Below are 26,994 nucleotides of genomic sequence, written 5' to 3'. Positions count from 1 at the left end.
GGTCCGGAATAATATTTCACTTATTGTTTTTGGATTGAAAATTTTGCACTATGCTGTCATTTTCTACCAGCTTCATGGCGATGCCAATGCCGACGAAATCAACAGACAGCACGATCATGACTATTGGGGAGCTTGCCAACTATCTCAAAGTCACTGAGAGAACTATTTATAGGTTGGCGGGCGCTAAAAAGATTCCCTCGTTCAAGGTCGGAGGGAGTTGGCGGTTTTCAAAAGTCGATATTGATAAATGGATTGCTGAGCAATCTACTTCTATCGAGCCAAATCTAAGCAATTGAGCACTCATGTTGGATTTGCTTGAACGATTAGTCGATGAAATTGGCGCACTGCACAGCAAGCTAATTCTGCTTGTCGGTAGACCCCCGTCTGAAAAGACTGCATTGCTAGAAGCAATCGGGAATAAGCTTGATCTCACGCCGTTGCGTGTAGGGGCTGAGCTGGGTAACAAACTTGCAGCGATTCCACAGCGCCGTCGCCAACTCCAGGCAGCTTCGATATTGCGCGAGCTGGCCGACCAGCGTGCTAGGGACAACCTGCTGCTGTTAGACAACATTGAACTGCTTTTTGATAGGACGCTGCAACTTGATCCGCTTGACCTGCTCAAGCAACAAGCGCGCGTACGTCGTGTCGTGGCAGTCTGGCCTGGTCAGCTAACCGAAGGTCGCCTCACCTACGCGACCACAGGGCATCCAGAACATCAGGACTATGGCATTGATGGCCTGGTTCCATTTGCAATTTAAGGGTAAGAGAGGAATCCATGCGCTACGGCGATCTCATTCAATTCGAACCGATCGAATCGGTCATCCAGCTGCTCGACGCAAACCGGCCCGACGAAGCCAAGAGGCTCGTCGCGACCTACGTCATCTCGGATGACATGGCGGAGCGGATCGCCAAGCTCATGATCCCTCAACTCTCGTTCGACGAATCAGTTGATCACAAGGGCGTGCTGGTGGTCGGCAACTATGGCACGGGTAAATCGCACCTGATGTCAGTGCTTTCTCTGGTCGCTGAAGATCCGACCTATTTGTCGATGATCAGGCACCCGAAGGTTTCCGAAGCCGCGAAGGCAATCGCAGGCAAGTTCAAGGTTCATCGCATCGAGATTTCAAGCCAGATGTCCTTGCGCGACATCGTCACGCAGCAGCTCGAGTTGTTCCTCGAGCAAAACGGTGTCAACTTCACCTTCCCTCCTGCCGACAAGGTCGTAAACAATAAGGCCGCGTTCGAGGACATGATGGCTGCGTTCGCCGAGGCCCATCCCAATCATGGCGTCTTGCTGGTGGTCGACGAGTTCCTCGAGTACCTGCGCTCGCGCAAGGACCATGACCTCGTGCTGGACCTTTCATTCCTGCGCGAGATCGGGGAAGTCACAAAGCATCTGCGTTTCCGCTTCGTGGCCGGTGTCCAGGAGGCGATCTTTGACAGCAGTCGCTTCCAGCATGTGGCGGACAGCCTTCGCCGCGTGAAGGACCGATTCACTCAGGTCCTGTTGGCCCGACAGGATGTCAGCTTTGTGGTAGCAGAACGCCTGCTGAAGAAAACAACGGACCAGCAAAACAAAATCCGGAATTACCTCACCAAGTTCGCCAAGTTCTACAGCACGATGAACGAGCGCATGGACGAATACGTGCGCCTGTTCCCGGTCCACCCCGAGTACATCGGTACTTTCGAACGTCTGATTTTCACGGAAAAGCGAGGAGCGCTGGTCACACTGCGCGACCAGATCCAGGCGATCCTGAACACAGACGTGCCGGAGGATCGGCCAGGGCTTATCGGCTACGACAAATTCTGGGAGACTGTCACATCGAACTCCGTGCTGCGGTCCGACCCCAACATCGGTCCTGTTCTGAAGGTTTCAGAGGTCCTGACTGAGCGCATCCAGAAGGCCTTCACACGGCCAGCCTACAAGGCGATGGCTCAGCGTGTGATTGCTGGTCTGTCAGTACAGCGACTAACCACAGGTGGCGATATCTATGTGCCGGTCGGCCCCACTGCGACCGAACTGCGTGACACGCTTTGCTTGTACCAGCCGGGCATTGAAGACATGGGTGGAGAGCCTGCCGATGACCTGCTGACTGCGGTCCAGACAACGCTGCGTGAGGTGGTGAAAACGGTGAATGGCCAATTTATCTCCAAGGCGCCGGATACTGAGCAGTACTACCTCGACCTCAAGAAAGACGTCGACTACGACGCCCAGATCGAAAAGCGTGCCGAGGCACTGTCCGACGATGCACTTGACCGTGCTTACTACGGAGCGGTCAAGCAGCTCATGGAACGCACTGACGACAGCACCTACGTGACAGGCCACCAGATCTGGCAATACCAGATCGAGTGGCAGGATCGTCGTGTTGAACGGGATGGCTACCTGTTTTTCGGGGCACCAAACGATCGCCCCACTGCACAACCCGAGCGCGACTTCTACGTCTACTTCATACAGCCTTTCGAGCCACCGCGCTTCCGTGACGAGAGCAAGTCTGACGAAGTCTTCTTTCGCCTAAAGGGACTCGATGACGCCATCCGTCGTCACCTGGCGTACTACGCCGCAGCACAAGACCTCGCATCGACTGCCAGCGGTAGCGCCAAAGGCGTCTACCTGGATAAGGCCAAGGACGCGCTGCGTGACATGAGTAAGTGGCTCCAGGAAAAGCAGATGACGGCGTTCGAGGTCACTTACCAAGGCAAGACCAAGACTCTTCAGGACTGGGCAAAGGGCGTCAACCTACGCGATCGCTTGCGCCTGGGTGCCGACGAACGCGCCAACTTCCGGGACATCGTCAATGTAGTCTCGGGCATCGCTTTCAACCAGCGCTTTGCGGACTTGGCACCGGAGTACCCAACATTCTCAACGCTGGTCACTGAAGCCAACCGTAAGCAACTCGTGGGCAGTGCGCTCAAGATGCTCGCTGGTGGCGCTCGCACCAAGGACGCAAACGCCATCCTCGATGCACTGGAAATGCTCGACGGCGATCGCGTCGACGCCGGGCGCTCTCGATATGCCCAGGAGGTTCTGAGTCGCCTCAAAACCAAGGGCCACGGGCAGGTCCTGAACCGCAGCGAACTGCTTAACGGACAGACGGACGTCGAATACTTCCATCCGATCAAGTTCCGTCTCGAACCCGACCTGCTCGTCACTGTTCTCGGAGGCCTGATTTACTCCGGCGACATCGTTCTCGCCATCACTGGGGACAAGATCGACTCCGGCAAGCTCACCCTGCTGGCCGAGCGCAACCTTGAAGACCTTAAGCAGTTCAAACACGTTGAAGCACCCAAGGAAATCAACGTCGCCGTCCTTCGTTCGCTGTTCGAACTGCTTGGCCTGTCGCCTGGGCTCGCACAGTTGGCCACCCAAGGGTCTGAAGAGCCTGTCAAGCAACTACTCGACTCTGTCTCGGAACTCGTTAGCCGCGTGCTGACTGCCGGCACGGATCTGCAAGGCAAGCTGACGTTCTGGGGCAAGCCCCTCCTGACCGAGGACGAGATCGCCGACTGGCGCAAACGATTAGAAGCGCTGAAGACGTTCACCGAAGGGCTGAGTCCTTACAACACCGTCGGCAAACTCAAGAACCTGCGGATCGGATCGGACGACATCGATGCACAGAAAAAGAATCTTGAGGTTCTGTCTGCAGTCGAGAAGCTGCAAGAACTGATCGCCGAGTTGGGCACCACTGCGTCGTACCTGTCCCAGGCTGAAATGGTCCTCACTAGCGACCATCCCTGGGTCCAAAAGGCCCAAGCGGCTCGGAAATCAGTCCTCGACAAGCTCGCAAATGACCGGAGCGCGCAGCATGCTGCCGAGTACCGTCAGACGCTCGAACAGCTCAAGAAGGATTATCTGACCGCTTACGTGGCCCAGCATAGCAAGGCCCGGCTCGGCGTTGCAGAAGACAAGACTAAGTCAGCACTGCGCAAGGACAGCCGATTGGTTTCGATGCGTGCGCTAGCGAGTATCGAAATGATGAACACAGCCCAGCTGACGTCCTTCGAGGAGAAATTAGACAAGCTCAAGAGTTGCGCGTCGCTGGTCGAATCGGAGTTGTCGGCCAGTCCATACTGCCCACACTGCAGTTTCCGTCCTGCCAACGAACAAGGAGATTTCCTGCCGGCAGCCAACGTGCTCAAGCAACTCGACGACGAACTGGACAAACTGCTGGACGGATGGCAGCAGACGCTGCTGGACAACCTAGACGATCCGATCATCCAGGCCAACTTTGACCTTCTGAAAGCTGCCGCACGTGACTTGATCCAGAGGTTCATCGCATCCAAGAGGCTGCCAGACCCGATCCCGCCGGAGTTTGTCAGCGCCATTCAGGAGGCTCTCTCTGGCCTTGAGAAGGTCAAAGTCTCTGGAGATGACATCCGTATGGCGCTACTGCATGGCGGCTCCCCAGCTTCTCCAGAAGATTTGCGCAAGCGCTTCGAGTCGTTCCTGACTGAACGCTCCAAGGGCAAGGACGCATCCAAGCTCCGATTCGTCGTGGAATGAGCCGGTGAACAAGACGACCGCTCAGCCTGCCCTGCGCAGTTGGATTCCTCACTACATAGTGTGGTCTTCGCTGCAGGACCTTTTTGCTGTCGAGGTATCAGGCGGGGACCCCGATTTAGTCGGATTCGTCTCGTCGGGCTCAATAGATGTGACGATCTGGCGTCCCAAAAAAGCTGTCAGAGCGATGAGTGCCCTGATCCATGGACAAGACTGGCTGCTTGGTCAACTTGCAATAGCAGCTTGGGATCCGCGGCGACTGAAACCATTAGCAACTGGCACCTCGAGAGAAAAAAGTGTCAAGGTCTACTTTCACGGAGCCTTTAGCCTTGGCCGTTCAGATACTCTCCTGGTTCTTGCAGGACGGAATGCGCCCGTGCAATCCTACGAATGGATTTCGCAGTCCCTGAAGACGGCAGCTGATTCCTTGTATGCAGCTCACCTCACCGAGATGGCTGATTTCGAGGATCGTGTCAGTCGCGAGAAACTCGAAAGAGAACGGCTGTACGAGAAGAGTCCAGAGCTGATGCGGTTTGAGGGACTCGGACCGCAAGAACAACCACCGTCAGTGCAAGCCAAGTTGCTGTTGCCGTTTTTGCCCAAGGCAACTATGTTCAGTGCACCGTCAACGTTACGACCTGAAGCACTTGATCGTCAATCAATTACGGCTATCGAAGCTTCAGGGTGGCTGCCATCGCGTGACGGTGCCTACATAGGAATAAGGCACATCCTTGTTGGTGCGAAAAAATCCTGCGTTCTGACATGGGAGCCATACAGTGGCCCCCCTTCTTATTCAGAGGTGAGATGGGCAGTTCAGCGCCGCCTACCTCAAGCCCTTCGCAAACCGAGATTGGCGCATATCGGACGCCCCAAGCTCGAGAGCGACGTAAACCTGTCTGACCAGCCTGCTGGGACCGTCAGCGGTCTAGATAGCGGGGGACAGGAATGGCTCGACTCCTTGGATGATGTCCAGCTTGACGATCACGACTACAGGGAACGTATCGACGCGAGTCGAAAAGACCGACAGGCGCAAGGCTTCGAGGCCATCGCGTGGTTTCAGCCCTACCACTCTTATTCAGAGGATGTCTGGGGCATCTATTTCGATGCACGCAAACTGGATGATTTCGCGTTAAGTCTGTTGGATGACATAAGGTCGCATCGCATTCACGCATCCCCAACCCATGCAGCGCGTCTGGCGTTCGGTCTAACTTATGCTCACGAGCTGTTCCACGCTCGGGTTGAGGCTGCGCTTTCGTGGGTAGAACTTAACGCCCTGCAACCCCGTCATTTGCGTTACAAGCAGCGAGTCTATGACGCCTTGCGCGAGACGCCCGAGTGGCTGGAAGAGGCATTGGCAAACTGGACGAGTTGGGACTGGTTTCAATCTGCCCCCGTCCAGGCACTGTTTGCACGCAGCATGGCTAACCTCGATGGGTTACGAAAGGTGGTGGAGTCGTCACTTGACCTTTCCCCGCCGGGTTATCGCGAGTGGCGAGTGGGACATCAGTCCTTCACCTGGCGAAACTTCACTACACAACTCACTACTGGGCAGGCGAAAGCGTCTGCTTCGGCTTTGGCCTTGCCTTTGGAGAGCACGCTGTGGGGTCCGTTGCCATACGACTTTCTGGCAAGCGACATCCCGCTGCGATTCGTTGGTTCTGGCGTAATTGCGGATCGACTCCAGTCGCAACCGGCCACCTTCAACGTTCCGACACGGCGCGAGCTTGAAAGAGCCCTGAAGTTCTTCAGACACATCCTCGACGTCTCGGGAGGCAAGGGCGGGCACCAGAAGTGGACCGGTCCCGACCAACGGGCCTTCATTCTTCCAACGCGGGACCCAGTGAGCGTGGGCGTCTTCAAGACGTTCCTACAGCACCTGGGGATCGACAAAGCAACCTACGTGCGCGAAGTGCGCCCGAACCTGTGAAATTGGGACTTCCCTATGAACGATCTGCTCAAACACCAAAACCAAGACACCGGCCCCGTCGAGTGTCTAGGGATCAAATTCCCCAACGATCAGGCTCGTCGCGAGCATTTTCTGAAGATCCTTGCTGAAAAACTCAAGGATCCAGCTTTCCGCAAACTGGACGGCTTTCCAACGGGCACGGACGAGGCGATTCTGGCCATGTCGGATCCGCCTTACTACACAGCGTGCCCGAATCCCTTCCTTGAGGACTTCGTTCATCACTACGGCAAGCCTTATGACCCGAGTGCTAAATACAGCAGAGAGCCTCAAACGGTTGACGTGTCAGTCGGAAAGACAGATGCACTTTACAAGGCCCACTCGTATCACACTAAGGTACCGCACTTGGCGATCGTGCCCTCCATCCTGCACTACACGGAACCTGGAGACATCGTTCTGGATGCCTTCGGCGGTTCAGGAATGACGGGGGTTGCGGCGCAGTGGTGCGGGTTGGCTCCGGCGGCTTATCGCCACGACCTTGAGATAGAGTGGAAGAAACAAGGCAAACCAGCGCCCAAATGGGGTGCGCGGCGTGCCGTCATCAACGATCTATCACCTGCCGCCACCTTCATTGGTGCGAACTACAACATCCCGGTCGATGTGGAGGTCTTTTCCAAAGCCGGCAAGCAGTTACTGAAGGAGCTTGAGCAAAACATTGGGTGGATGTACGAGACCACTCACACTGATGGAAAAACTAAGGGGCGGATTGAGTACACGGTTTGGAGTGAGGTTTTCACGTGCCCGCATTGCGCTGGAGAGGTCAACTTTCTGGATGAGGCGCTGGACGATGACACCAAACGCGTGCGCGATGATTTTCCTTGCCCGCATTGTGGCGCGGAGCTTACCAAGAAAAAACTCGAGAAGCTTTTTGAAACAACCGTCGACCCCGTTTCTGGCAAGGCACTTAAAACAGGTAAACGAGTACCGAGTGTGATCTGCTACGCAGTGAACGGAAAGCGCTATGAAAAGAAACCTGACGTCTTTGATTTAACTGTTTTGGAGAAGATAAGGTCGCTCGGGTTTCCGTCTAACTTGCCTTCAGAACGAATGATGCATGCACCTGAGGAAAAGGCAAAATGGGGCGACAAATGGCGTGCGGGCTCAGCTTCCTTTTCTCATGTTCATCATCTTTTTCTCCCGCGTTCAGCACACGCTATTGGAAATTTATGGGGCAAAGCCAATAAAAACCCAGACCCGCGCATTCGTGCATTTTTGCTTTACATGATCGAACAGTCGATCTCAGGTTTGTCTGTCTTGAATCGTTATAAGCCGATCCAACATGGTCGCGCCGGAGGTTCACAGGTTAACCAGGCGATGAGTGGGATTTACTACGTAGCTTCGCAGCATGCAGAGTGCAGTCCTTGGTACAACATGAGCGGAAAACTTGATCGCTTGACGAAGGCCTTTCGCGATTACAGAGCCACGGCAGGCAATGCGGCGGTCACCACAGGCACAGCTGCCTCACTTGGCTTGCCCGAAAGCAGCATTGATTACATTTTTACTGACCCGCCGTTTGGAGACAACCTCGCGTATTCGGAGTTGAATTTTATTGTTGAAGCCTTCCACCGTGTGTTCACACATCAGGGCCCAGAAGCTGTCATGAGCGAGAGTCAGCAAAAAGGCTTGCATGAATACTACCGGTTGATGAAGGCATGCTTCTCTGAGTATTACCGAGTATTAAAGCCCGGTCGCTGGATGACGGTTGTGTTCTCAAATACACAAGCCGCGGTATGGAACGGTATTCGAACCGCATTGCAAGAGGCCGGGTTCGTTATTGCCAACGTTTCGGCTCTCAATAAGGTTCAGGGTAGTTTTAACGCGGTCTCTAACGCGACGTCTGTGAAACAGGACCTGGTGATTACCGCCTACAAACCTAATGGGGGGCTAGAAGATCGATTCGTGAAATCTGAGGGTCATATTGATTCGGTGTGGGACTTTGTCAGGACACACCTTGGTTATCTACCCTCTGTGAAAATGCGAGCCGGAGAACTTGAGTTCATTCAAGAACGAGATCCGCGCATTATTTTTGACCGTATGGTTGCGTGGTTTGTGAAGCACGGTTTCGCTGTGCCATTGTCAAGCCAAGAATTCCAGGCTGGATTAATGCAGCGCTTCGAGTCACGTGACGGCATGACATTCCTTCCAGAGCAAGCGGCGGAATATGACAAAAAACGCATGCAGGTCGCGTCAGCGCCACAGATGGAGATGTTTGTTTCCGACGAAAGAAGTGCCATTGATTGGCTTGCAGATTTCCTGAAGAAGCGGCCATCTACATATGCTGAAATCACTCCGGAATACATGCCTGTTGTCGGTGCTGCCAAGAAGAAGGGAGAGGTCATCCCCGAACTCATACGTTTGCTCGACGAAAACTTCATTCAATTTGACGGCAAAGGCGAGGTGCCAAGCCAAATTCACAGTTATCTGTCCACCAATCACAAAGACTTACGAGGCTTGGACAAGACTAGCCCACAGCTAATTGCCAAGGCAAAGGACCGGTGGTACGTGCCTGACCCCAATAAGGCTCAAGATCTTGAGAAAAAGCGCGAAAGAGCGCTATTGAAGGAGTTCGAGGGTTACGCTGGCGCAGCCGGCAGAAAGCTCAAGGAATTCCGACTGGAAGTCTTGCGTTCGGGCTTTAAGGTTGCGTGGGCAAATAAGGACTATCAGACGATCATCAAGGTTGCCCAGAAAATTCCAGAGGAAGCGCTGCAGGAAGACGAAAAACTACTGCTCTGGTATGACCAGGCCTTAACTAGATCGGAGGGTAGTGCCTGATGGCGCAAGCATCCGCCGTGGGGCATTCCATTGGCGATTGGTGCTGGCACAAGCGCCAAGCGACACCGTGCCAGGTGGTGGATCGCCAGGAGTTTTGGGGAGACACGGTCTACCGTGTTTGGCTCCCTACTAGGGACGCAGTGGTACGGGTGCGTTCGGTGGATTTGGATGCTATTGATAGCGTTCAACCATCCGTCGACCATGTTCTGCACACCGTGTCGGCTGCCAAGCTGCTCGATGCACTTGAGGACAACCTGCTGCTGGCGCCTATCCAGTCCAGCGTCGTCCCGCTGCCGCATCAGTTGTACGCGTTGAACCGAGCGATGAGTCACCAACGTATCCGCTACCTGCTCGCGGATGAAGTCGGACTGGGCAAGACGATCGAGGCTGGCCTGATCCTTCGGGAACTGAAGTTGCGCGGGATGGCCAAGCGGATCCTGGTTGTAGCACCCAAAGGCCTCGTTCGCCAGTGGCAAGCTGAGATGCGTCTCCACTTCGGTGAAAAGCTGCAGTACATCGACCCGGCAGAGTTAGCGTCGTTCCGCCAGTGGCGCAACGATGAGGAGAACCTCTGGCGGCTGCACGATCAGGTCATCTGCTCGCTGGATTCGGTGAAGCCCATTGAGGGCCGACGGGGCTGGAGCCTGGAGCAATTGCAGCGGTACAACCAGGAGCGCTTCGAGGACTTGGTCTCCGCGTCATGGGACCTCGTCATCATTGACGAGTCGCACCGCATGGGCGGTAGCACGGAACAGGTCGCGCGCTACAAACTGGGCGCTGCATTGGCGGAGGCAGCGCCATACCTGTTGTTGCTTTCGGCAACACCACACCAGGGTAAGACTGACCAGTTCCTGAGACTGATGCAACTCCTTGACCGGGATGCATTTCCGGATGAAAGCAGCGTAAATCAAGATCGCGTCCGCCCATTTGTCATAAGAACGGAGAAGCGCGTTGCTATCAACGCAGAGGGGCAGCCACTCTTCAAACCGCGCATGACACGCTTGCATGCTGTGGCTTGGCAAGAGCGCCACGGGGCACAGCAACGCCTGTACGAGGCGGTCACAGACTACGTTCGGCATGGCTACAACAAGGCGCTTGCTGCAAAGCAGCGCCATATCGGATTTCTTATGATCCTGATGCAGCGACTGGTAACGTCTAGCACAGCAGCCATTCGCACTACATTAGAGCGACGTCTGGCGCTGCTCGAAGAGCCTCAACTCCAGAACAGCCTGTTCGAGTCTTCCGACACCGAAGAATGGTCCGAACTGGACGGTCAGTCTCAAGTGGACATCGCTATTCAGATGGAAGGTTGGGCTCAGGAAAAGTCAGAAGTCGAACTGCTGCTCAACCTAGCACGCGAGACAGAGGCACAGGGTACGGATGCCAAGGCCGAAGCACTGCTGGAATTGGTCTACAAGCTCCAGCAGGAGGAGAACGATCCAGCACTCAAGGTGTTGATCTTCACGGAATTCGTGCCGACACAGTCAATGCTAACGTCGCTCCTTGAGAGTCGCGGCTTTTCTGTAGCGCAGTTGAATGGAAGCATGGACCTCGACGCTCGGACAAAGGCGCAACAAGCGTTCTCGCAGGATGTTCGAGTTCTGATTTCCACTGACGCTGGTGGCGAAGGCCTGAACCTTCAGTTCTGTCACGTCATCGTCAACTTCGACATGCCGTGGAACCCGATGCGACTGGAACAACGCATCGGCCGTGTGGACCGTATTGGTCAACAACACGTCGTCCGCGCCATCAACTTTGTCCTGGAGGAAACCGTCGAACATCGCGTGCGCCAAGTGCTCGAAGAGAAGCTGGCTTTGATCGCCCAAGAATTCGGAGTCGACAAAGCATCCGACGTGATGGACTCTGTTGAGGCTGAGCCCATCCTTGATGAACTCTTCGTGCAAGGCTTGCAGGATCCGACGTCAATTGAGCGTGAGTGCGACGCTGCGATCAATCAAGTCCGCGACAAGGTGGCGGAATCCAGGAAGAACAGCGAACTGCTTTCTGACGCCCATTCGCTGGAGGCGGACGATGCTCGCAAGTGGAGAGACCATCCAGCCCAGTTCTGGCTAGAGCGCGCAATCACGGCCGGTTTGCCAGCACGCGGCGGCAGCGCAGTCAAGGCTGGTGATGCGTGGCGCGTGCGTTGGATGGACGGTAGCGAATCGTCACGCGCCTGCTTTGACGCGCGGACGGCTGAACAGAACCCGAACCTCGATTGGATCACCCTGGAGGACCCGCGCGCACGAGCAGTGATTAGCGAGTTACCAAGATGGGCCGCGGGACAGCCGATGCCTGTGGCGAAGATCGCTGGTTTGCCAGACAACTTGCAGGGGGTGTGGTCACTGTGGGAGATAAGCCTGTCTGCTGTCGGGTTCAGCAGAAAGCGTTTCCTGCCTGTTTTTTCTACCGACGAGGGTCGTACCTACCTCCCCACGGCCAAACGTATCTGGGATCTGTTACTGACGGAGTCCGTTGAAGTTCTGGGCGCAACGTCCATCGAAAATTCAGAAGGATGGTTCGAGGTTTCTGTGGCCGCAGCCAAGACGCAGGGCGAGCGTATCTTTTCCAACTTAGTTGAAGAGAAGCGCACTCAATTGCGGGAAGAACGCGATCGCGCCCAGTACGCCTACGAAGCCCGGTACCAAGCTATCGGCCGGATTGGTCTCCCGCAGGTTCGGGAGCATCGCCGCAAGAGGCTCAAGGCCGAGCATGACGTCAGGATGGCAGCACTCGATGATGCCGAGGCGAGCGTGCCTGACCTGAACGCGGTCCTTATGGTTCGGATCGGGTCGGCTCCACTTTGCGCTGCACAAGCAGAATGTGAAGGAGTTGCCAGATGAGCAGTTGGGTGGATCGTATCCTCAAGGAGTTCACTGCGGATTTGTCTCGCTTGTGGATCGCAGCGGACCCTGATGATGTCTTGTTGGACGAGCGCGTCTTGTCAGGTCTGCGTGAGCGCGGTTTTGAGCTGTTGCCCTACGACGACTCAGTCGCATTCCGCGCCGAGTATGAGGAGCGGTATCGCACTGCCTGGGTCCATAACCAGGATGCGCCAACGAAAGCTTTGGTGCTGCATCTGCGGGATAGCTCCACCGGTAACCTTCCTTGGGACTACCTATCGCAAGCGCGGCAAGTCAGCGTTAGTCTGGCCAACCTGTTCCCGAAACTCAGCTACTCGGTCGTCCGCCAGCTAGGTCCGGACCAACACGAAGCGCTGTTTGATGCTCATGCTAAGCATGCTTCACAGACAATGGGTGAGTCTTCCACCAAGGAGTTCATCCTCACCCATATTTACAAGATCAGCCCACACCTCATGGCTCGACCTGAAGACTTATGGCGGGAATTACTGCGGCTTCATTACCGCGATGCAGCGCTTCCAGCCGTGCTCGCAGAACATGTCGCTGGGGTGTTGTCCGAGATTACTGCGCTAAAGCCGCTTCCGTTGCGACAATTATTTGAATCGAAGCCAGCGCTGCTCCGCACCGTACAGGATGCTTGGTATCGCTTCCTGTCGATTTATGGGGTAACAGGGACGCAGATCGGGGAGCCTTCTCCTGCCGAGCTTCAGCTGCGTGTCGAGATCCCTTTCGAGCATCCTGACGTTCGCGTTTGGATCGACTCGATGTTCCTGGATGGGCTCTTGCATCCACTGTCCGTGCAAGGCATTCCCACTTCCATTCCCGAATGGGCGAAGGTAGGCGTGATTCAGGATCCGCTCGCGCTTCGGACTCTCGTAGCAGAAGGGATCAAGGCCATTCAGCAGGCCCTGCCGGACACTGAATCCTCGTACCGCGACTGGATCAACACCGCACGCAAATTTGGCGAGGTTCTGGGTCGTTATCATGGGCTGGACGCGACTGGAGCGGCGGGATTGAAGGCCAGCATGGCGGAGCTGCAACGGGCCACCGACGAACAACTGATCGCTTGGTCACGCAAGCATTACGCTGACCTGCCATCACTCCCAATAGTCAAAGGGCCAGTGATGGTTCATCACATTCCCCGTTATCTGGAACGGCAAAGAGCCCAAGGTTCTGGTCGCGTCGCGTTGCTAGTGTTTGACGGTCTTGCCATCGATCAGTGGGTACTCGTCCGGGAGTGTCTTGGCCGCCACGCCCCAAATTATGGCTTTGATGAGTCCGCTTGCTTTGCATGGATGCCAACGCTGACCTCTGTATCGAGACAAGCCATTTTTTCTGGTCTGAAGCCACGAGAGTTCACAGAAACGATCGAGACGACTGCATCTGAGCCGGCACACTGGAGCAGGTTTTGGCAGGATCAAGGACTCAAGTCGAACGAGATCCATTACCAAAAAGGACTGAAGCGCATCGACCAACTGGAGGAGCTTGAATCCTCAATCGCAAGCTCGACAAAGGTGGCTGGAATCGTCGTCGACACCGTTGACGAAATTGTTCACGGCGCAGTTCTTGGCAAACGCGGAATTGCCAATCAGATTGAAAACTGGTGTGACTCCGGCTTCGTTGATCGTCTGTTCGAGCTTCTGCTAGCAAAAGGATTTGATGTTTACCTGACTGCGGATCACGGAAACGTTGAAGCGATCGGCCAAGGCCGTCCTAAGCAAGGCGTTGCTGCAGAAATGCGCGGAGAACGTGTCCGAACCTATCGCAACGAAGCGCTCGCTGCTGAGTCTGAAGCCGTTTGTCTTGGTACCTATCGTATGGAAAATACTGGTCTTCCAGCAAACTATGTGGTCTTATATGCAGGTGGTCGCAGTGCATTTACTCTCCAAGGAGAGCAATCTGTAGTGCATGGCGGACTCTCTATAGAAGAGCTGCTGGTGCCGTTTATCAAGATAATTAACAAGAAGAAAGACAAATGACAATTGCAAACTCATCTATTGCATATGATAGATATATTCGACTTGAATGGATTGCCGAGGCACTAAAAGTGCGGGTAAGTGGAAGCAATCCTGATGAATTAGAAAAATATCTTGATGGGGTAAAGCTAGGGAAAGAAGCGCGAGTCAAGTTAAAAACAAAACTGAAATTGCTGTGCTTAGAGCCAAGAGTTGAACTTCAAGATTTCATAGACCGAGGCATTAACAGCATAAGCAACTCATCTACTTCGAACAGCGTCTTGATTTTCGCTTGGGGCTCAATTATTGTTAACAACATGTTTTTCGGCAAAGTTTCGGAAACTATTGGCAGGCTCTCAAGTATCCAAGGCGTATGCTCTTCGTCAGAGGTGTACCGCCGTATGGGTGAGTTATATGGTGAACGCCATAACATTAGAGTGGCGGCTCAGGCTGTTATTCAGACGCTTGTTGATTGGAAAGTTATCACCAGAGAAAAGAACGAGTCTAAATTGACGCCTGCAGAAAAGGTGAAGATTTCTGATCCGGAATTGATTCTATGGTTGATTGAGGCATTAGTAAGACAAGCAGGTAGACCCTTGCCTATTGAAATGCTTAACTCGTCACCTATTGCATTTCCTTTCGCTTTTGATAACTCTCTTCCGTATCTTGTCTCCAATAGCAAAGAGTTGGCTTTGCAGCAAGGAGGAGCCAATCAGCAGCTTGTAGCATTGCATGATCAATAATGACTGCAGTTGCTCCATTGAGCTGATTAGCCATCAAGAAATAAGCTGATGGAGTCCTGGCATGAAAGAAAGTCTACAAGAGCAGTTGGCCAAGTTGGCTAGGTCCGGAGGACTTCAGACAAACTCGACTGGTCAAGCTACGCATCAGCAACTTCAGCCAACAGTTTCTTCTAAGACACAGAGTCCCCAACTCTCTACAAATTCATATGAAGCCCTAATTCTGGAAATTGAGGGACTTCGAACAGCAAACACTCAACTAGCCGCAGAGCTCAACTTTGTTAAGGCCAATCCAAATGCTGTGTTGAGTCAATTGCAGGAACAACACAGAGATGTCCTTACGCGCTTGCAAGCCGCAGAGAATTCCAATGGCTTATTGGCAGAAGATAACTTGCGGCTGAAGCGCGAGCTTGCAGAGTTACCCCACAAAGATCTGATCCTGCGTTGGAGAGAAAAAGCTATTCAGGCAGATGTGATCATCCGCGAAGCCGATGAGTCAATGGCCTTACTTCAAAAGGCTCGACTGCAACTTGAGGAAGATCGAGCCGCCTTTGAGGCCGATTTAGTTCGTCTTGAGGCACTTGATGAAGCAACAGAAAAGTTGTCCGCCGCACAGCGTGAGTTAGCAGAATCTGAGGCAGAAATTCGACTGCGGATCATCGACTCTGAAAGATCCGAAAAGAAACTTGCCGTCGAGCGATCTCGTTTAGAAAAATTGTCAAACGAATTGAGTGATCTACAGGCGCGTGTGGGGCACTTCAGAGGAATCGAAAAAGCGCTGCGATCCCTAGAAGAAGAACACACGAAGGTGACCAGGCTCTATGAAGCGGGAAAGACGCGCATTCGCAATCTGACGGCTGAGAAAGATCAAGCCTTACAGAGCCAATCTTCAGCTGAGGTGAATGCAAAAAAAATCAGCCGTGATCTGAAAGATGCTCTCAACATGCTGGCTTCGACGCCAGACGGTGAAGTCATCATCCGATCATTTGAAACAGTCCAATGGCTAGTCAGCCACTTCGAGGATCCCTATGAGCGTGTAGTGCCGAAGCAAGTCCTTCTGATTGGTGATGGGCCTTGGCCAATCGATAACTTCACGGAGTTGCTGCAGGAGGTCGGGTTCGATGTTTGGCAAAACGGCTGTGATGCTGACATTGAGGTCGTGATTGTTGGACGAGAGAACTGGTCAGAGTCTGTAATTGACGCTCAGATCGAAGAACGATATGGTGAATCGTTGCGGGTCTACCCACAAGAGTTATTTGTGATGTTGCTGGCAATGCAGGCGGATCCACTTGAGATCGCAGATCCTGAATCCTTGCTTAAGTTTGTAGACGGACACCCAGTATTTGAGTACCTGTTTAATCAAGAATTTCCATGGCCTGAAAACGCTTTTGAAGACGGCCCCCCCGCCACTATAGGAGAAGGTTTCGACGGTGAAGATGCCTCGTCGCCGTTGTACAAGATGGGGTACTCCGTGGCGCAGCAAGTTGCCCTAACTCCATCACGACGACATGACTTGCTGGAAGAAACATACGCCGAAGAGAGTTTGCCTTGGTGCATTTCGGATGAATACATGGAGGACTGGGGAGAAGCAAATTCGCGCAAGCGTCTTCGACGTATTGCTTGGCACCTGCATTTGATGACCAAGCGCTTTAGACGTCACATGGAGGCAGTCGCTCGATGGGAGAGTGATTTAGATTGGCTCAAGCGGACTTACTACAAGCCGATCCATCGATTCCGTTGGCCGTCGTAGCAGTCCCCTAACATTGCTAGGCGATACCCAAGATCGAGGACTACTCAAGCTCATCCCACTCTTCCGAGTGTTCCTCTAGCCATCGTGCAGGTGGACGCCAGACTTTCTGAGCGCCAGCTGAAGAGACTTGCATTTCAGAGCTGAAGCTTGGATCAATGCATCCGTTTTCTTCGAAGTAACTAGAAATATATTTGAGCGTATCTATCAAAAAGACTTCTGAGCTGATAAATTTTTGCGAATCCACTTCGTATCGACGCATATCACTCAGCGCGTAGTAGGTGTCTGAAATTCTGCGACGCAACCAATTATGCGAGGAGTCCCACGCCAATTCCATGGAGCTCAAATAAAAAGTAATTGAGCGCGCCAAGTCAGCAACATTTACAAAATTAGACGCTCGATCTTCTTTTGCCATTCGAACGATCTTGCGCTCGGCCCAATCGGTCAGATACTCAATGTCTTTAGGCTCTGGGTATTGACGGCTCATTTTCTGAATCCTCTTCAAAAATTTCGGTTGCTATCTGAGTAAATTTTGTGAGGATATTACTGTTCAATTGACGTACATCCCGCTAGGAGAGGAATTCCGCCCCTGCATGGCTTCAGCCATGAAGCCAACCATCTCAGAGATCTGCATCTCGCTTGCATTGATCGCAACTAGGGACTGCGATTCATCCTTTTCATTCGCAATCAGTAGTGCCCCATGACTTGAGGGGCTGAGATAACAACTCGCCACCTGTTCCAACGCATAGGCGAAGTGCTCGCATTGATCAGGGGTTAACTTTCCAATGATTTCTGACATCCGAGCCTTCATGGCTTCCTTGTCGCACATGATCTCAGTTGGTTGTGAGGACACAGCTATTCCTTTCAATGGAGCAATGGAAGGGCAAAGCGCCACTTCATCAACTCTGGCGACCAGTTGCATTCATCTCGGTCTAAATCATCGTCAAATTTTTCTTCGAACCAATCTTCGGCCAATTGGTAGGCTTCGCCAATTTGCTCGTAATCAAGCCGTCTGTTGACCTCGATGAGATCATCACGAGCCGCTTCGTTGCCCAGGGCTACTGAGATGAATAGCCACTTGTAGGCTTGATACAAGTCATCTGAGCCGCTCGCAGATTCAAGATAGAGCTTCCCAAGACGATGCTGCGCACCGGTGAAGCCTAGATTCGCATCGGCCTGGTGCCATTTGATCTCCTCCGTTACAGACTGGAAGCTAGGGCAAAGGGTGCTGCACTCCGTTTGCATATCAACCCCCGGTCATCAACTTCTTGAAGCGGGACAGCAATGAGCGCCTCTCAGTCGCAGGAGTTTGACCCCATGAGGACTTGGAGATGGTCGGGAACGCTTGCGCAAGTTGTTCTTCAACATCTTGAACCAACGAGGCTTCAATATTGGCAATCTGAGCGTTAAGCAGTCGCTGTGAATGCCTTGTCAGCGAAACGATTCCAGCCACCTCGTTAGAGAGCCAGCGCAAGAGAAACGCCCAATAGACATCCATCTCGTCTTCGGACGATGCCATCTCACACAACACCTTCCAGACGTACCCTTTGGATACTCGCTCCATGAGCTCCCAAGTGATATCGCTGAATTTGGTGGTTGTGAGTGAAAGCTCATTGAACTTCTCAAGCATTTCCTCAGGGGTGAAGCTGTCCTCATCAAAAACAATCGGGGATGTTGAAGAGTCATCTTGCTTTCGAAGGAAGGCAGGAATCTCAAAATCATCTATGTCGTGAATTGACGAATCGCTAATTCGTGAAGCCGCAGCGGTTCGACTGGAACGCCAGACAGCAGGAGCTGAAGAGGCAGAAAACGCAACCGAATCTGTTCCGGTTCGGAGAATTCGTGAAGCAGAGATTGAGTACAGCACGCGTGGCTGCTCAACAGTACCCAAACCTCCCCAGCCTGCGGCGCTCATTTGCTTGATCTTTTGCAGCTTCGGCAGCCCTTCCGCCTTCTCTTCTTCCTCGCGAACATGGACAAGAAGCAGGTTGGTGTACTTGCTGGCGAGTTGATATTTCAGAGCAAGTTCTTCGGCAGCCTTCTCATCTGTGATGCTGGTAATTTCAGCCCCCGCAACCATGCGAGGCAATGCACCTGTTGAATTCCAGTCGATTGAAGGTGCGGACTCTTCATTCAAGACGTTTTCAACCGTCCAGCGCAACGTCGGAGTTGCCGTTGGCTTTTTCTTGAGTCGCGCATGAACATGAATCGTCTCATCTGAAAAAACCTGCTTGGGGAGCTTGGATTGCCAGAGGACTTCGCCTTCCCAGTGAATGGCAATCGAGCTCGTCCGAGCAGATCGGATTCTCTGAGTCATCCGCAGCACCGCTTCCGAGATGCTCTCAGAGGGGGTAACCAACTCGCATGCGCCACCTGTTTGCTCGGCCAGATCCTTCAGCAAGCTTTCGGCTGGCGCACTACCTACCCCAATGGCAAAGATTCGATGGTTGCTGATCTTGGCTTGCTTGACGATTTCTTCGATTTCCCAAACGTCGCCATCGGTAATCAGGAGAAGATCACAGCCTTCTGTGTAGGCCTTAGTGAAGCTGATTTTGAACGTCGATGTCAGGGCCTGATTCAGCTCCGTACCGCCCAAGTCTGCCGCTGTGTCGTGAACAGCTTTAGCCAGCACGTTCTTGATGTAGCGCGGTGTGCATTTTTCGAGTTGATTAGATGTGTGAATCACCTTCGAGCCGAACTTGCTGTAGGAAACCATGTCTTGCTCAGTGAGCCTGAGGATCAGCTCATGCATCGCTTCTTGCGCTTGTTCAATGCTGTCACCCTGCATCGAACCAGAGCAGTCGACAAGGATCTTGAGCCCCAGAGGCGTCGGCTCTTTTTCTTGCAGCTTCGGGCAGAAGCTCGCAACAACTGCATACGCCCCATCATCTTCACTTGCCGAAACGAACGACTCACCCTTGAGCTCTTCTACGGTGACAATGAAGTCGCGATCAAGCAAGCCACCCTTTGCAAGTCGCAGGCGAGTTCCTCCCTCAATTTGCTCCACATCAACTTGATGACTCGGGCAGGCAATATTGCCTTGTGCCATTTGACCAAGGATGTCGAGAGTGGCCGTGAATGGGTACTCGACCAGTAAGTCCGTGTCCACCGTCTGGTGCGGAGCAATATGTCCATCAGACACCTCGTCACCATACCGCTCTCCGATCACGGTGGGGACAGTAATGCGCACCCGCCCTTTTTCAAACCTGAGTAGCTGGGCATACTCGATGTTGATCACTGCTTCTTCGCCCGGCTTGAGATTCCCCAGGTCAGCTGTGTACAGGCCAAGAGGAGACTTCTCCAGCATGACAGGGGTGTCACCGCTTTCGATCGCCTCTTCGTACTTCTTTTCCGCCTTCTTCTTGGCAAGAGCTACTGCCTGCATCCGTTTGCCATTGAGCTCCACACCGAAGCCCATCAGGTTTGCACCCCATCCCGCCGGAAAGGTGTAGCTGGCTTCGATCGTCTCATCTGAATCATTCAGGTACCGCTGCTTCACGAGCATGGTGAGCAGGAGGCCTTCAAGTTTGCCCTCGAGATGAACAGATTTGAGGGAAACGTTTTGGCCGTATTCGTTTTCGAGACCTGTCTTTGTTTTCATAGGACGCTCCAGCTTGGTGTTGTTAGTTGAGGGGAGATGTAGATTCCGCGTCCCTCGTTTCGCGGTTGGAAAGGGGTGGTACTTGCTCAATCATTAAGGGCCACAAGCACCACCGACAGTCAGGTTTCGCATCTACAAGGCATCACCTGACTGCCCATATCACGTAGGCCCACCAATCAGCTCTCGCCGTTGTCTTTTTTCATTACTCGCTGTGTTGCTGCCATAACTTCCTTGAGCAGCATCCGAATTTGTTCTGGACTCATACCTGCCTCCTCAGCAGAAATCTGTATCTCAATCCCAGGCATCACATGGAGGTGCGTCTTCACCTCCATCGAGCCTGGCTTCCTAGTGCTGGTTGGGGGAGCTTCAGCTTCACCATCCATCACCTGCCGAATCCGCTCCAGCGGAACCTTGGCTTCAGTCAGTTTCTTTACCCGCAGGAGCTGGTCCAGATGGGTATCAACGTAATGAGCGGCCTTGGTTTCGCCGATCGGTCTGTCCACCAATCCGAGTTGGATGTAGTAGCGGATCGTCCTCTTCGGGATGTCCGTCAACTGACTCAACTCGTCAGCGGTAAAGGTCTTGGTGTTCATGTTCAGAGGGGCGTTTTGAATTATTGTAACAGTTGAAAGTGTCGTAATCAACTGTCGCAATAAATCAGGCCACTTTTACCGAGAACCATCACCCAAACCAGAGGGGCAGACTGACTAGAGGTCAATGTAGGTAGGGCTGGGCTCAAGGCGTGAGCCTGGCCAGCGGAAGAATTTGAGATGTCCGGGACGAGATCAATTCCCGCTCAAAAAAGTCGGGAATTCACACCGTAGGTGTGGCTAGCCGGAGCAGATCAGAAGTTGACGACCAAGCCGGAAATGTGGTCTTCTGAAAAAACGAAATCAACGCCGAAAGGAACAATATGACAACAACGATCAACGGCCTGATTAAGCTGGCAAAAGACGAGTGCGCACGAGTGGCCAAGCTGAAGGATGTGCGATACAGCCCAACCATGAAGACGGCAATTGAGTCTGTCTTGGAAATGGTGATCACGAAATCTGGCAATGACCCCAAGGTGATGGAACTCGCTGTGAAGGTGCGCGAAGCTCTGAAATCAAAAAAAGCCCCCAGCAGCCGAGTGTGGCTACTGGGGGCTTGCATCATTTGAAGGCCTGCGACTGAAGCTCATACCAACGCTGGAGCGCAGTGAGCATAAGTGTGGTCTGTGCTGCATCCTTGCTCAGCTGTTCACAGCTCACCGCTACTGCATCTCCCTGGGGAGAAGGTAGAGGGTCGGCGCGGGCTGGAGCAGTTCCGACGGAAGCTTCGGAAACGGCGGACAGATCCCTGCCACCGGCTGAGGGGCCGTTGCACACCCCGCTAACATGATTGTCAGGCTGGCGATCAGCCAGCAGCTTTGAACTTTTCGCGAATTCACGTGAGATCTCCTGCGAGATTTGAAGTTGAGACTGCCGAACGTCGGCGACGTGCTGCTCTTGCTTGGCCTGCGCCTGGGCGATCGTTTGCTTTTCAGCGTCCCAGGCTTTCTGAACACGAGACTCTCCCATTTGCATTCCGCACAGCAATGCTGTGAGCAGCAGGAGTGCATCCAGGATGTGTGACCAGTTGGCCAACAAGAATCGGTTGAACCAGTTCACGGAGCACCTCCGTCCAAGGCCAGCAGGTTGTGCTGCTTGATCAGACCAATGACCTTGTCCGAATAAGCCGGATCGGTGGCATAGCCTGCCTGTGCCAGCGCCTTGGCAAATGCCTGGGCCGTGGTGCATGCGAAGCAAATCTTGTAGCGCGGGTTACGCTTAAGAAACGCCGCGTGATCATCCACACTGGCTTGCCAGCTCGGATACTTGCGCCACAAAGCAGGCACCACCACCCACTGACCCTTGATGAATTCCTTGGTGTTCAAGGTCAGGGTCTGACCGCGCCAGAGGCTGTCCGCCTTGATTCCGAAGAGGTTGTTGCCAGTCTTGGTCAAGGCAGACTCACCCCAACCAGACTCAAGTGCCGCCTGTGCAATGGTGATACTGGCGGGAACGCCACTTGTCTTAGCTGATGCAACGGCAGCCGTGGTGAGCCGCATGATGAATTCACTGGGATTCACATGAGCTCCTTCAAGTCTCTGGCTACCTCATCAATAGAGTCGTCTCGGCGCTTGTCGATGAAAGAAAATGTCCAGCGGACCATTGCCCACCCAGGCAGTCCACACGCAAAGATCAACCCACCCAAAGCACACAGCCCCATGGTTGAGAACGCCCAGTGGTGCAGTCCAAAGTGCTCGACGGTCATCGCACCACCACCGATGCTGGACACCACGGTGCTGATTAGCCCAACGGCCCACTCCCGTTTGTTGCGAGGTGGCGTCATCAACATGACCACCACTGCAGCCAGGGTGGCTCCACTGGCAGCCGCTGCAGCGGTTCCACCAAATGCTTTGTAGGCCACCGCTGCTCCGGCGACCCCACTGCTTGTAGGTTCTGGCATTCGTTTCTCCAAAAGAAAAGCCGCCAGGGCGAACCATGGCGGCTATGAACAAGATAAAAGTAAAAAAGGCAGCGCTCAGGCGGCGACAACTGCAACGGGAAACGGTCTGCGCTCTTGCTTTAGGGGCACAACAGCCCCCATATCCCCGCCAGAATCGACAAACGCGAGCTTGACCACATCGACCCATGAGACAGAGTCATACCGAATCGCATCAGACTCGATGCGCGTGAGGATCAAACCTTGTGTCTGGTAATAAAGCGCGGCTGCCATGACAGCCAAGTTATGTGAGAACGCGTTGTCACAAGCAGCATCCCAGTACTCTCCCTCAAGGAACAGGCAGGCCCCCTTGCAGAGTTGAACCACCGGGCAACGCGGGCATTGACTGCGGGTACTGAAGTGGTAGGCCGTATCAAGCGCAATGGCATCGAACTGATCGACATGCCCGATCTTGTGATGGGTCGATGCGCTCATGTTCTGGCAGGTCGTGACGTTGCCTTTCATGTCCACGGCAATCGAGTCATCCCGGTCCATGCCGCACTTCTGTCCCAGTGCAGCCAGTGGCCTGCACTGGGCCTGCGCGCGCATGAATTCATCGACCTTGTCGCGCATCGTGCCCACAGCCATGCCTGAGCCGGTGACCAGTTCCCAGAACACCTGATGGAGGTAGCGGTCGTGGTCTGTACCCTTCAGTGCCAAAGACATGCCGCCCTGGTCATATGGCAGCATCACTTCCTCGGTGGCCAGCACAATAGCCCGCACAGGCAGATCGAGCTTTTCAGCGAAGAACTGGCGCACTGCCTTGAGGGACTGGTTGTGACGGTGCAGTACGGTATTGAAGCTCATTCGGTCCAGTGGCATGCGCCGGGACACCCAGCGCTTGATCTGAGTCAGCATTTCGGGATCGTCTAGCGGATCTGGTCCACGGTAGGACTGTGCAGGCCCGTCATGTGACAGGCCAATTCCAATGTCCAGCTTCTCCACCCAGGCAAGCTTCTCATCATCGAAGAGCGAACCATTAGTGACGATGGACAACTGGGCATTGGGGTACCGCGCCTTCACGGCTTCACCCAGCGGCTTGAGCAGTTTCCAGTAGACAAAGGGCTCGCCACCCCAGAACTCGATCTTGACGCCATCGCCTTGTCCGTCCTCGCCACCAGCAAACCAACCCTCAAGCTGCTGCATGAACGGCAAGACGTCCTCAGGGTGGCCGTCAATGTCATGGGGCTGGTGCGCTTGCGAGCAGTACTGGCAGGCGTAATTGCACTTGAGGCCCAACTGCAGTTTCAGGTGCCGTATGGCTCTCGATTTGCCTGCCGGGTTGTTCGGGTGATGTACATGCCAGAAAGGCTGCCACTGCATGTCTTGTTTGGGAAACGCCTGTGGCAGAGGCAAAGACTCACCGCTGTCGGCCCAGATCAGACTGGAATCTTCGGGGTCATAGATAGCCTGTCGTTCAAAACCATTCTTGCCATTGAGAGTGAGTGTGAATTTCATGGCAGGAGCTCCTCGAATGCGATTGGATAGGCCTCACGACAGACCTGCGCAGGATCTGCGCCAGCCATCGTCTTGAGGTTAAAAACATGGCGACCGGAGACTTTTCCATCAGGATTGGTCACGAGCACTGTCATTCGCAGATTGCTGTCATCGAGCTGGACCACATCGACGTCATAGCCAGGCCGGGTTTGTAGATTCAGATTCACGGGGTCTCTCCTTTGAGCTCGGTGTAAAGGTCAACATAGTTGTGTGAGGCCACCCGCAGGGTGACCACCAGAAGAGTTCGCTCCCCCTTGGCGTTGAAGGGATTGGTTTCGTGCCAAAGGCGCGATGGGTGCAGGACAACCAGGCCTGGTACGGTCTCGACGTAGTGAACCTTTTCCCAAAAAGGAAACCCCGCCATCGGGCGGGGGTCTTGCAAGATGAGTTCACCGTCACCAACGGTCCAGTCGCGTGCGTTGGGCGGACTTCGCTCCTGACCACAATCCAGGTACAGGCACAGCACATGGTCACAGGTGTGGTGGTAATGAGGCTGTGCGCGCATGCCAGGCTGGTAGTGCACAGAGATGCAGCGCGCCTCGATCCTGAGATCCTTGGCATTGCGAACCCCATGCGCTCCCAGCAGGTAGTCGCGGTAGGTGTCTTCCACCCAGCGCCGAAACCGATGCCAGACCGGGGGCGCATGCGATTCATGCTCGGCATGAAACAGGTTCAGCTGCACGCGCAGACGCACATCCACATCCGGCAACCCGTGCTCGGGCGGGTTAGCCTTGTGGTTATGAAACCGCTCGACGGTGAAGCGCCTAAGAGCTTCCATCTCGTCAGGCGTCCAGGGCGCGGTGTCTTTCAGAACCGGAGTGGGCCAGAGATAGTCGATCAAGTTACACCTCCCGAATTCGACCCGGCACCCACTTCCGAACCAAAAGCCACCGCGATGCGCAGAGCGTTGCAGTAACGGGACATGGGACGCGCGGCATGCGCCATGCAGCCATTGAGCTCCACCATCCGATTTGGTTTGACCAGCACGGCTGACTCGATCTCGCCCTGTGCATCGAGCACGACCAGGTCCCCGCCCCAGCCCGGATCCCACTCGGCCACGGGATACCAGATCACGGATCTGGCCGTTTGCAGGAATTCGGCCGGGAAGTCCCTGTGCAACGATGCCTCGTCGCCGAAGGCCTGAACATTGACCCATAGCCGTGTGATCGAGCTGTCAGGGAAAAAGCGCTTCTTGACTTGCTGCGCTGCCATCGCCATGGGACCACCTCGGGCCACAAACGCATCGAACGTCAGCTCCGGACGCCAGGCCCCCGGGTCGTAGTGGTGCTTGTGGGTGCCCGGCAGCACGAAGTTGCGATGCCAGAACACACCTGGGGCTTCAGCATGGGCCTTCCAGCCGAACACCAGGGTCTGGCTCAGCAACCACTGCCGACACTCGGAGGTCAGCTCCGGTGCAATCAGGTCGTCAACTATGCGCATGGTGTTCTCCCGAGATGGCTTCAACACGGAACTCGAAATGGATTTCCACGCTCGCTCGCGTGCCGTTGTAGGGGTAAGAGTGGTGGGCCAGATAGCTTGGGAACACCAGCAGCATCCCGGGCTTGGGATGGATGATTTCCGAGCGCCAGCCTTCCCATGGCAACCTGCGGCTGCCGTAGGCTCCGCTGGGGTTGATCAACACAAAGGCCCCGGAATAGTCCTGGCGCGCCGGATCAGGTTTGGCATCGCCATCTACCCAGTAAATGGCCGACAGGTCCGTGTCTTCAGCATGCAGCGGGATGAATTGCCCAGGCTGGGTGATCACCTCACGGGCTGTTTGCCAGACAGGAACGCAGCTAAAAGTTTGCTCGATGGCCGCATGAACCTGAACCATGAGTGGGTCCAAGGCATCAGGCCAAGTGGTGTTTCCGATGAGCGACTCTCGGCTCTTTCGCGCCCAGGGTTGTCCATCCCGATTGAGCCTTTCATGAAATCCCATGGCAACTTCGATCATTTGATCGCGCTGTACATCACCGAGGTGCAGGTATCCCTGGAAGATCCTTGCAGAAAACAGTTCGCGGATCATGAAAGCGTCACCTGCGCGTCGGCGCAGCCGGGGTAGAACTTGAAGCCAGCCTTGAGGCGCACTGTGTCGCCTGCTGCAAGTCCCGTGGTCAGGACCGTTGCGGTTGTGGTGCCACCCTGTGTCTGGCGACGACTGATGGGCAGGTAGCCATTGACGCTTTCGAGGAACACTTCCGCATCGCGGGTGCTCACGTCACCAATGCCATCGAGCATGTGGACCGTAAACACGGCCGGATCGCCTGCTTTCACAGAGGTTGGGGCTGTGACCCGCAGGTCCGGGAACTGCATTTCACGTACCTGAGCCGAGGACTGGTAATCGGTCTGCTCCACATCCAAAGGATCGACCCCTTCGACCAAGCAGCCACCGAGCGTCGGATGCAGGTTCACTGTGACAAAGCACTCGTCAAACGGGCTGTCAGCAAAGGGCACATTGAAGCCGGTCAGAAAGTTGCCGTTCCAGACATGCCCGGCAGCCTCAGGCGCGGTGAACCGCGTGGACAGTGTGTAGATGTATAGCGGTAAGGGGTCGATGAGGCGTTTTTCTGCCCAGCGGTAACCCGTCATGAAGGACTGGCGATCGGACCAGCCTCGGTTGTTGCGCAGTTCGCGATATGTGAAAAACTGCTCTGCCACCACCTGGTAGGAGTTGCCATTGACTTCAAAGTCTGGGGTCAGTCCCGAATCAGGCCTGTGACGCAAACCAAAACGCATGCGCACCTGCTCGGTGGTCTTGTCGATCAGGAGATGGATGGCGTAGTCCAGTGTGGTCGAGAGCTTGCCAGCGCGCACAAGAAAGACTTTCATGT

At 54.3% G+C, this 26,994-nt stretch carries 24 protein-coding genes; 10 read left to right on the top strand and 14 right to left on the bottom strand.

The features are described from left to right. Positions 1-50 precede the first annotated feature (50 nt). The 9 genes from B9Z52_RS03500 (at position 51) to B9Z52_RS03460 (ending at position 16,542) form a co-directional block, all read left to right on the top strand. Positions 51-296 (top strand): helix-turn-helix domain-containing protein, encoded by a 246-nt coding sequence (locus B9Z52_RS03500; protein ID WP_233251800.1) that lies wholly within the window; start codon positions 51-53, stop codon positions 294-296. Between the two features lie 6 nt (positions 297-302). Next, entirely contained in the window at positions 303-758 is a 456-nt protein-coding gene (gene brxF, locus B9Z52_RS03495) for a BREX-3 system P-loop-containing protein BrxF (protein WP_108412482.1), read from the top strand. Positions 759-775: 17 nt separating this feature from the next. After that, positions 776-4,501, top strand: coding sequence for a DUF6079 family protein (locus B9Z52_RS03490; protein ID WP_108412481.1), 3,726 nt, complete (start codon positions 776-778; stop codon positions 4,499-4,501). Positions 4,502-4,505: 4 nt separating this feature from the next. Further along, positions 4,506-6,425 carry a hypothetical protein gene (locus B9Z52_RS03485; protein ID WP_108412480.1) on the top strand — a complete coding sequence of 640 codons (1,920 nt, stop codon included), beginning with the start codon at positions 4,506-4,508 and terminating at the stop codon, positions 6,423-6,425. A gap of 15 nt (positions 6,426-6,440) precedes the next feature. Beyond that, entirely contained in the window at positions 6,441-9,236 is a 2,796-nt protein-coding gene (locus B9Z52_RS03480; RefSeq protein WP_108412479.1) for a DNA methyltransferase, read from the top strand. Further along, positions 9,236-12,079, top strand: a complete 2,844-nt coding sequence (locus B9Z52_RS03475) for a helicase-related protein (RefSeq protein ID WP_108412478.1) — start codon at positions 9,236-9,238, stop codon at positions 12,077-12,079. The genes B9Z52_RS03480 and B9Z52_RS03475 overlap by 1 nt, the downstream gene beginning before the upstream one ends. Beyond that, positions 12,076-14,076, top strand: coding sequence for a BREX-3 system phosphatase PglZ (pglZ, locus tag B9Z52_RS03470; RefSeq protein WP_108412477.1), 2,001 nt, complete (start codon positions 12,076-12,078; stop codon positions 14,074-14,076). The genes B9Z52_RS03475 and pglZ overlap by 4 nt, the downstream gene beginning before the upstream one ends. Then, positions 14,073-14,795, top strand: a complete 723-nt coding sequence (locus tag B9Z52_RS17565) for a hypothetical protein (RefSeq protein WP_146182779.1) — start codon at positions 14,073-14,075, stop codon at positions 14,793-14,795. The genes pglZ and B9Z52_RS17565 overlap by 4 nt, the downstream gene beginning before the upstream one ends. Positions 14,796-14,856: 61 nt before the next feature. Next, entirely contained in the window at positions 14,857-16,542 is a 1,686-nt protein-coding gene (locus tag B9Z52_RS03460; protein WP_146182778.1) for a hypothetical protein, read from the top strand. 40 nt (positions 16,543-16,582) lie between these two features. Here B9Z52_RS03460 and B9Z52_RS03455 read toward each other — a convergent pair whose 3' ends face one another. From B9Z52_RS03455 to B9Z52_RS03435, 5 genes are all read right to left on the bottom strand, one after another. Beyond that, complete coding sequence (locus tag B9Z52_RS03455; protein ID WP_108412474.1) at positions 16,583-17,026, bottom strand: hypothetical protein; 444 nt, start codon at positions 17,024-17,026, stop codon at positions 16,583-16,585. Between the two features lie 63 nt (positions 17,027-17,089). Further along, positions 17,090-17,368, bottom strand: a complete 279-nt coding sequence (locus B9Z52_RS03450) for a hypothetical protein (RefSeq protein ID WP_158270505.1) — start codon at positions 17,366-17,368, stop codon at positions 17,090-17,092. 35 nt (positions 17,369-17,403) lie between these two features. Continuing rightward, positions 17,404-17,784: a sel1 repeat family protein gene (locus B9Z52_RS03445; RefSeq protein ID WP_108412472.1), complete on the bottom strand. Its 381-nt coding sequence runs from the start codon at positions 17,782-17,784 to the stop codon at positions 17,404-17,406. A gap of 1 nt (position 17,785) precedes the next feature. Beyond that, positions 17,786-20,140, bottom strand: a complete 2,355-nt coding sequence (locus B9Z52_RS03440; protein WP_108412471.1) for a VIT domain-containing protein — start codon at positions 20,138-20,140, stop codon at positions 17,786-17,788. A 176-nt stretch (positions 20,141-20,316) separates the two neighbouring features. After that, the gene (locus B9Z52_RS03435) at positions 20,317-20,733 is read right to left on the bottom strand and encodes a helix-turn-helix domain-containing protein (RefSeq protein ID WP_108412470.1); all 417 of its coding nucleotides are present in this window, start codon (positions 20,731-20,733) and stop codon (positions 20,317-20,319) included. Positions 20,734-21,053: 320 nt separating this feature from the next. Between B9Z52_RS03435 and B9Z52_RS03430 the strand changes: the two genes are divergently transcribed. Next, positions 21,054-21,299 (top strand): hypothetical protein, encoded by a 246-nt coding sequence (locus B9Z52_RS03430; RefSeq protein ID WP_108412469.1) that lies wholly within the window; start codon positions 21,054-21,056, stop codon positions 21,297-21,299. Here B9Z52_RS03430 and B9Z52_RS03425 read toward each other — a convergent pair. The 9 genes from B9Z52_RS03425 to B9Z52_RS03390 all read right to left on the bottom strand — a co-directional run bounded on the left by B9Z52_RS03425 (position 21,292) and on the right by B9Z52_RS03390 (position 26,992). Then, positions 21,292-21,789, bottom strand: a complete 498-nt coding sequence (locus tag B9Z52_RS03425) for a hypothetical protein (RefSeq protein WP_108412468.1) — start codon at positions 21,787-21,789, stop codon at positions 21,292-21,294. The two genes, B9Z52_RS03430 and B9Z52_RS03425, sit on opposite strands and share 8 nt — an antisense overlap. Continuing rightward, positions 21,786-22,250 (bottom strand): glycoside hydrolase family 73 protein, encoded by a 465-nt coding sequence (locus B9Z52_RS03420; RefSeq protein ID WP_108412467.1) that lies wholly within the window; start codon positions 22,248-22,250, stop codon positions 21,786-21,788. The genes B9Z52_RS03425 and B9Z52_RS03420 overlap by 4 nt, the downstream gene beginning before the upstream one ends. Then, positions 22,247-22,630 carry a hypothetical protein gene (locus B9Z52_RS03415; protein ID WP_108412466.1) on the bottom strand — a complete coding sequence of 128 codons (384 nt, stop codon included), beginning with the start codon at positions 22,628-22,630 and terminating at the stop codon, positions 22,247-22,249. Before B9Z52_RS03415 ends, B9Z52_RS03420 begins: the two co-directional genes overlap by 4 nt. A 75-nt stretch (positions 22,631-22,705) precedes the next feature. Next, a complete protein-coding gene (locus B9Z52_RS03410) occupies positions 22,706-24,124 on the bottom strand; it encodes an SPASM domain-containing protein (protein ID WP_108412465.1) in 1,419 nt (472 codons plus the stop codon). After that, positions 24,121-24,330: a hypothetical protein gene (locus tag B9Z52_RS03405; RefSeq protein ID WP_108412464.1), complete on the bottom strand. Its 210-nt coding sequence runs from the start codon at positions 24,328-24,330 to the stop codon at positions 24,121-24,123. Before B9Z52_RS03405 ends, B9Z52_RS03410 begins: the two co-directional genes overlap by 4 nt. Beyond that, positions 24,327-25,004, bottom strand: a complete 678-nt coding sequence (locus B9Z52_RS03400; RefSeq protein WP_158270504.1) for a putative 2OG-Fe(II) oxygenase — start codon at positions 25,002-25,004, stop codon at positions 24,327-24,329. The genes B9Z52_RS03405 and B9Z52_RS03400 overlap by 4 nt, the downstream gene beginning before the upstream one ends. Beyond that, on the bottom strand, positions 25,001-25,603 hold the full coding sequence (locus B9Z52_RS17820; protein WP_158270503.1) for a hypothetical protein: 603 nt from the start codon (positions 25,601-25,603) through the stop codon (positions 25,001-25,003). The genes B9Z52_RS03400 and B9Z52_RS17820 overlap by 4 nt, the downstream gene beginning before the upstream one ends. Next, positions 25,590-26,189, bottom strand: coding sequence for a putative 2OG-Fe(II) oxygenase (locus B9Z52_RS03395; protein WP_108412462.1), 600 nt, complete (start codon positions 26,187-26,189; stop codon positions 25,590-25,592). Before B9Z52_RS03395 ends, B9Z52_RS17820 begins: the two co-directional genes overlap by 14 nt. Then, the gene (locus B9Z52_RS03390) at positions 26,186-26,992 is read right to left on the bottom strand and encodes a hypothetical protein (RefSeq protein WP_146182776.1); all 807 of its coding nucleotides are present in this window, start codon (positions 26,990-26,992) and stop codon (positions 26,186-26,188) included. Before B9Z52_RS03390 ends, B9Z52_RS03395 begins: the two co-directional genes overlap by 4 nt. Between the last annotated feature and the right edge of the window lie 2 nt (positions 26,993-26,994).

Source organism: Limnohabitans sp. Jir72 (assembly GCF_003063575.1).
In the GTDB taxonomy this organism is placed as follows: domain Bacteria; phylum Pseudomonadota; class Gammaproteobacteria; order Burkholderiales; family Burkholderiaceae_C; genus Limnohabitans_A.
The sequence above is the reverse complement of the archived record's forward strand: the minus strand, read 5'-3'. Positions and strand labels throughout refer to the sequence as shown.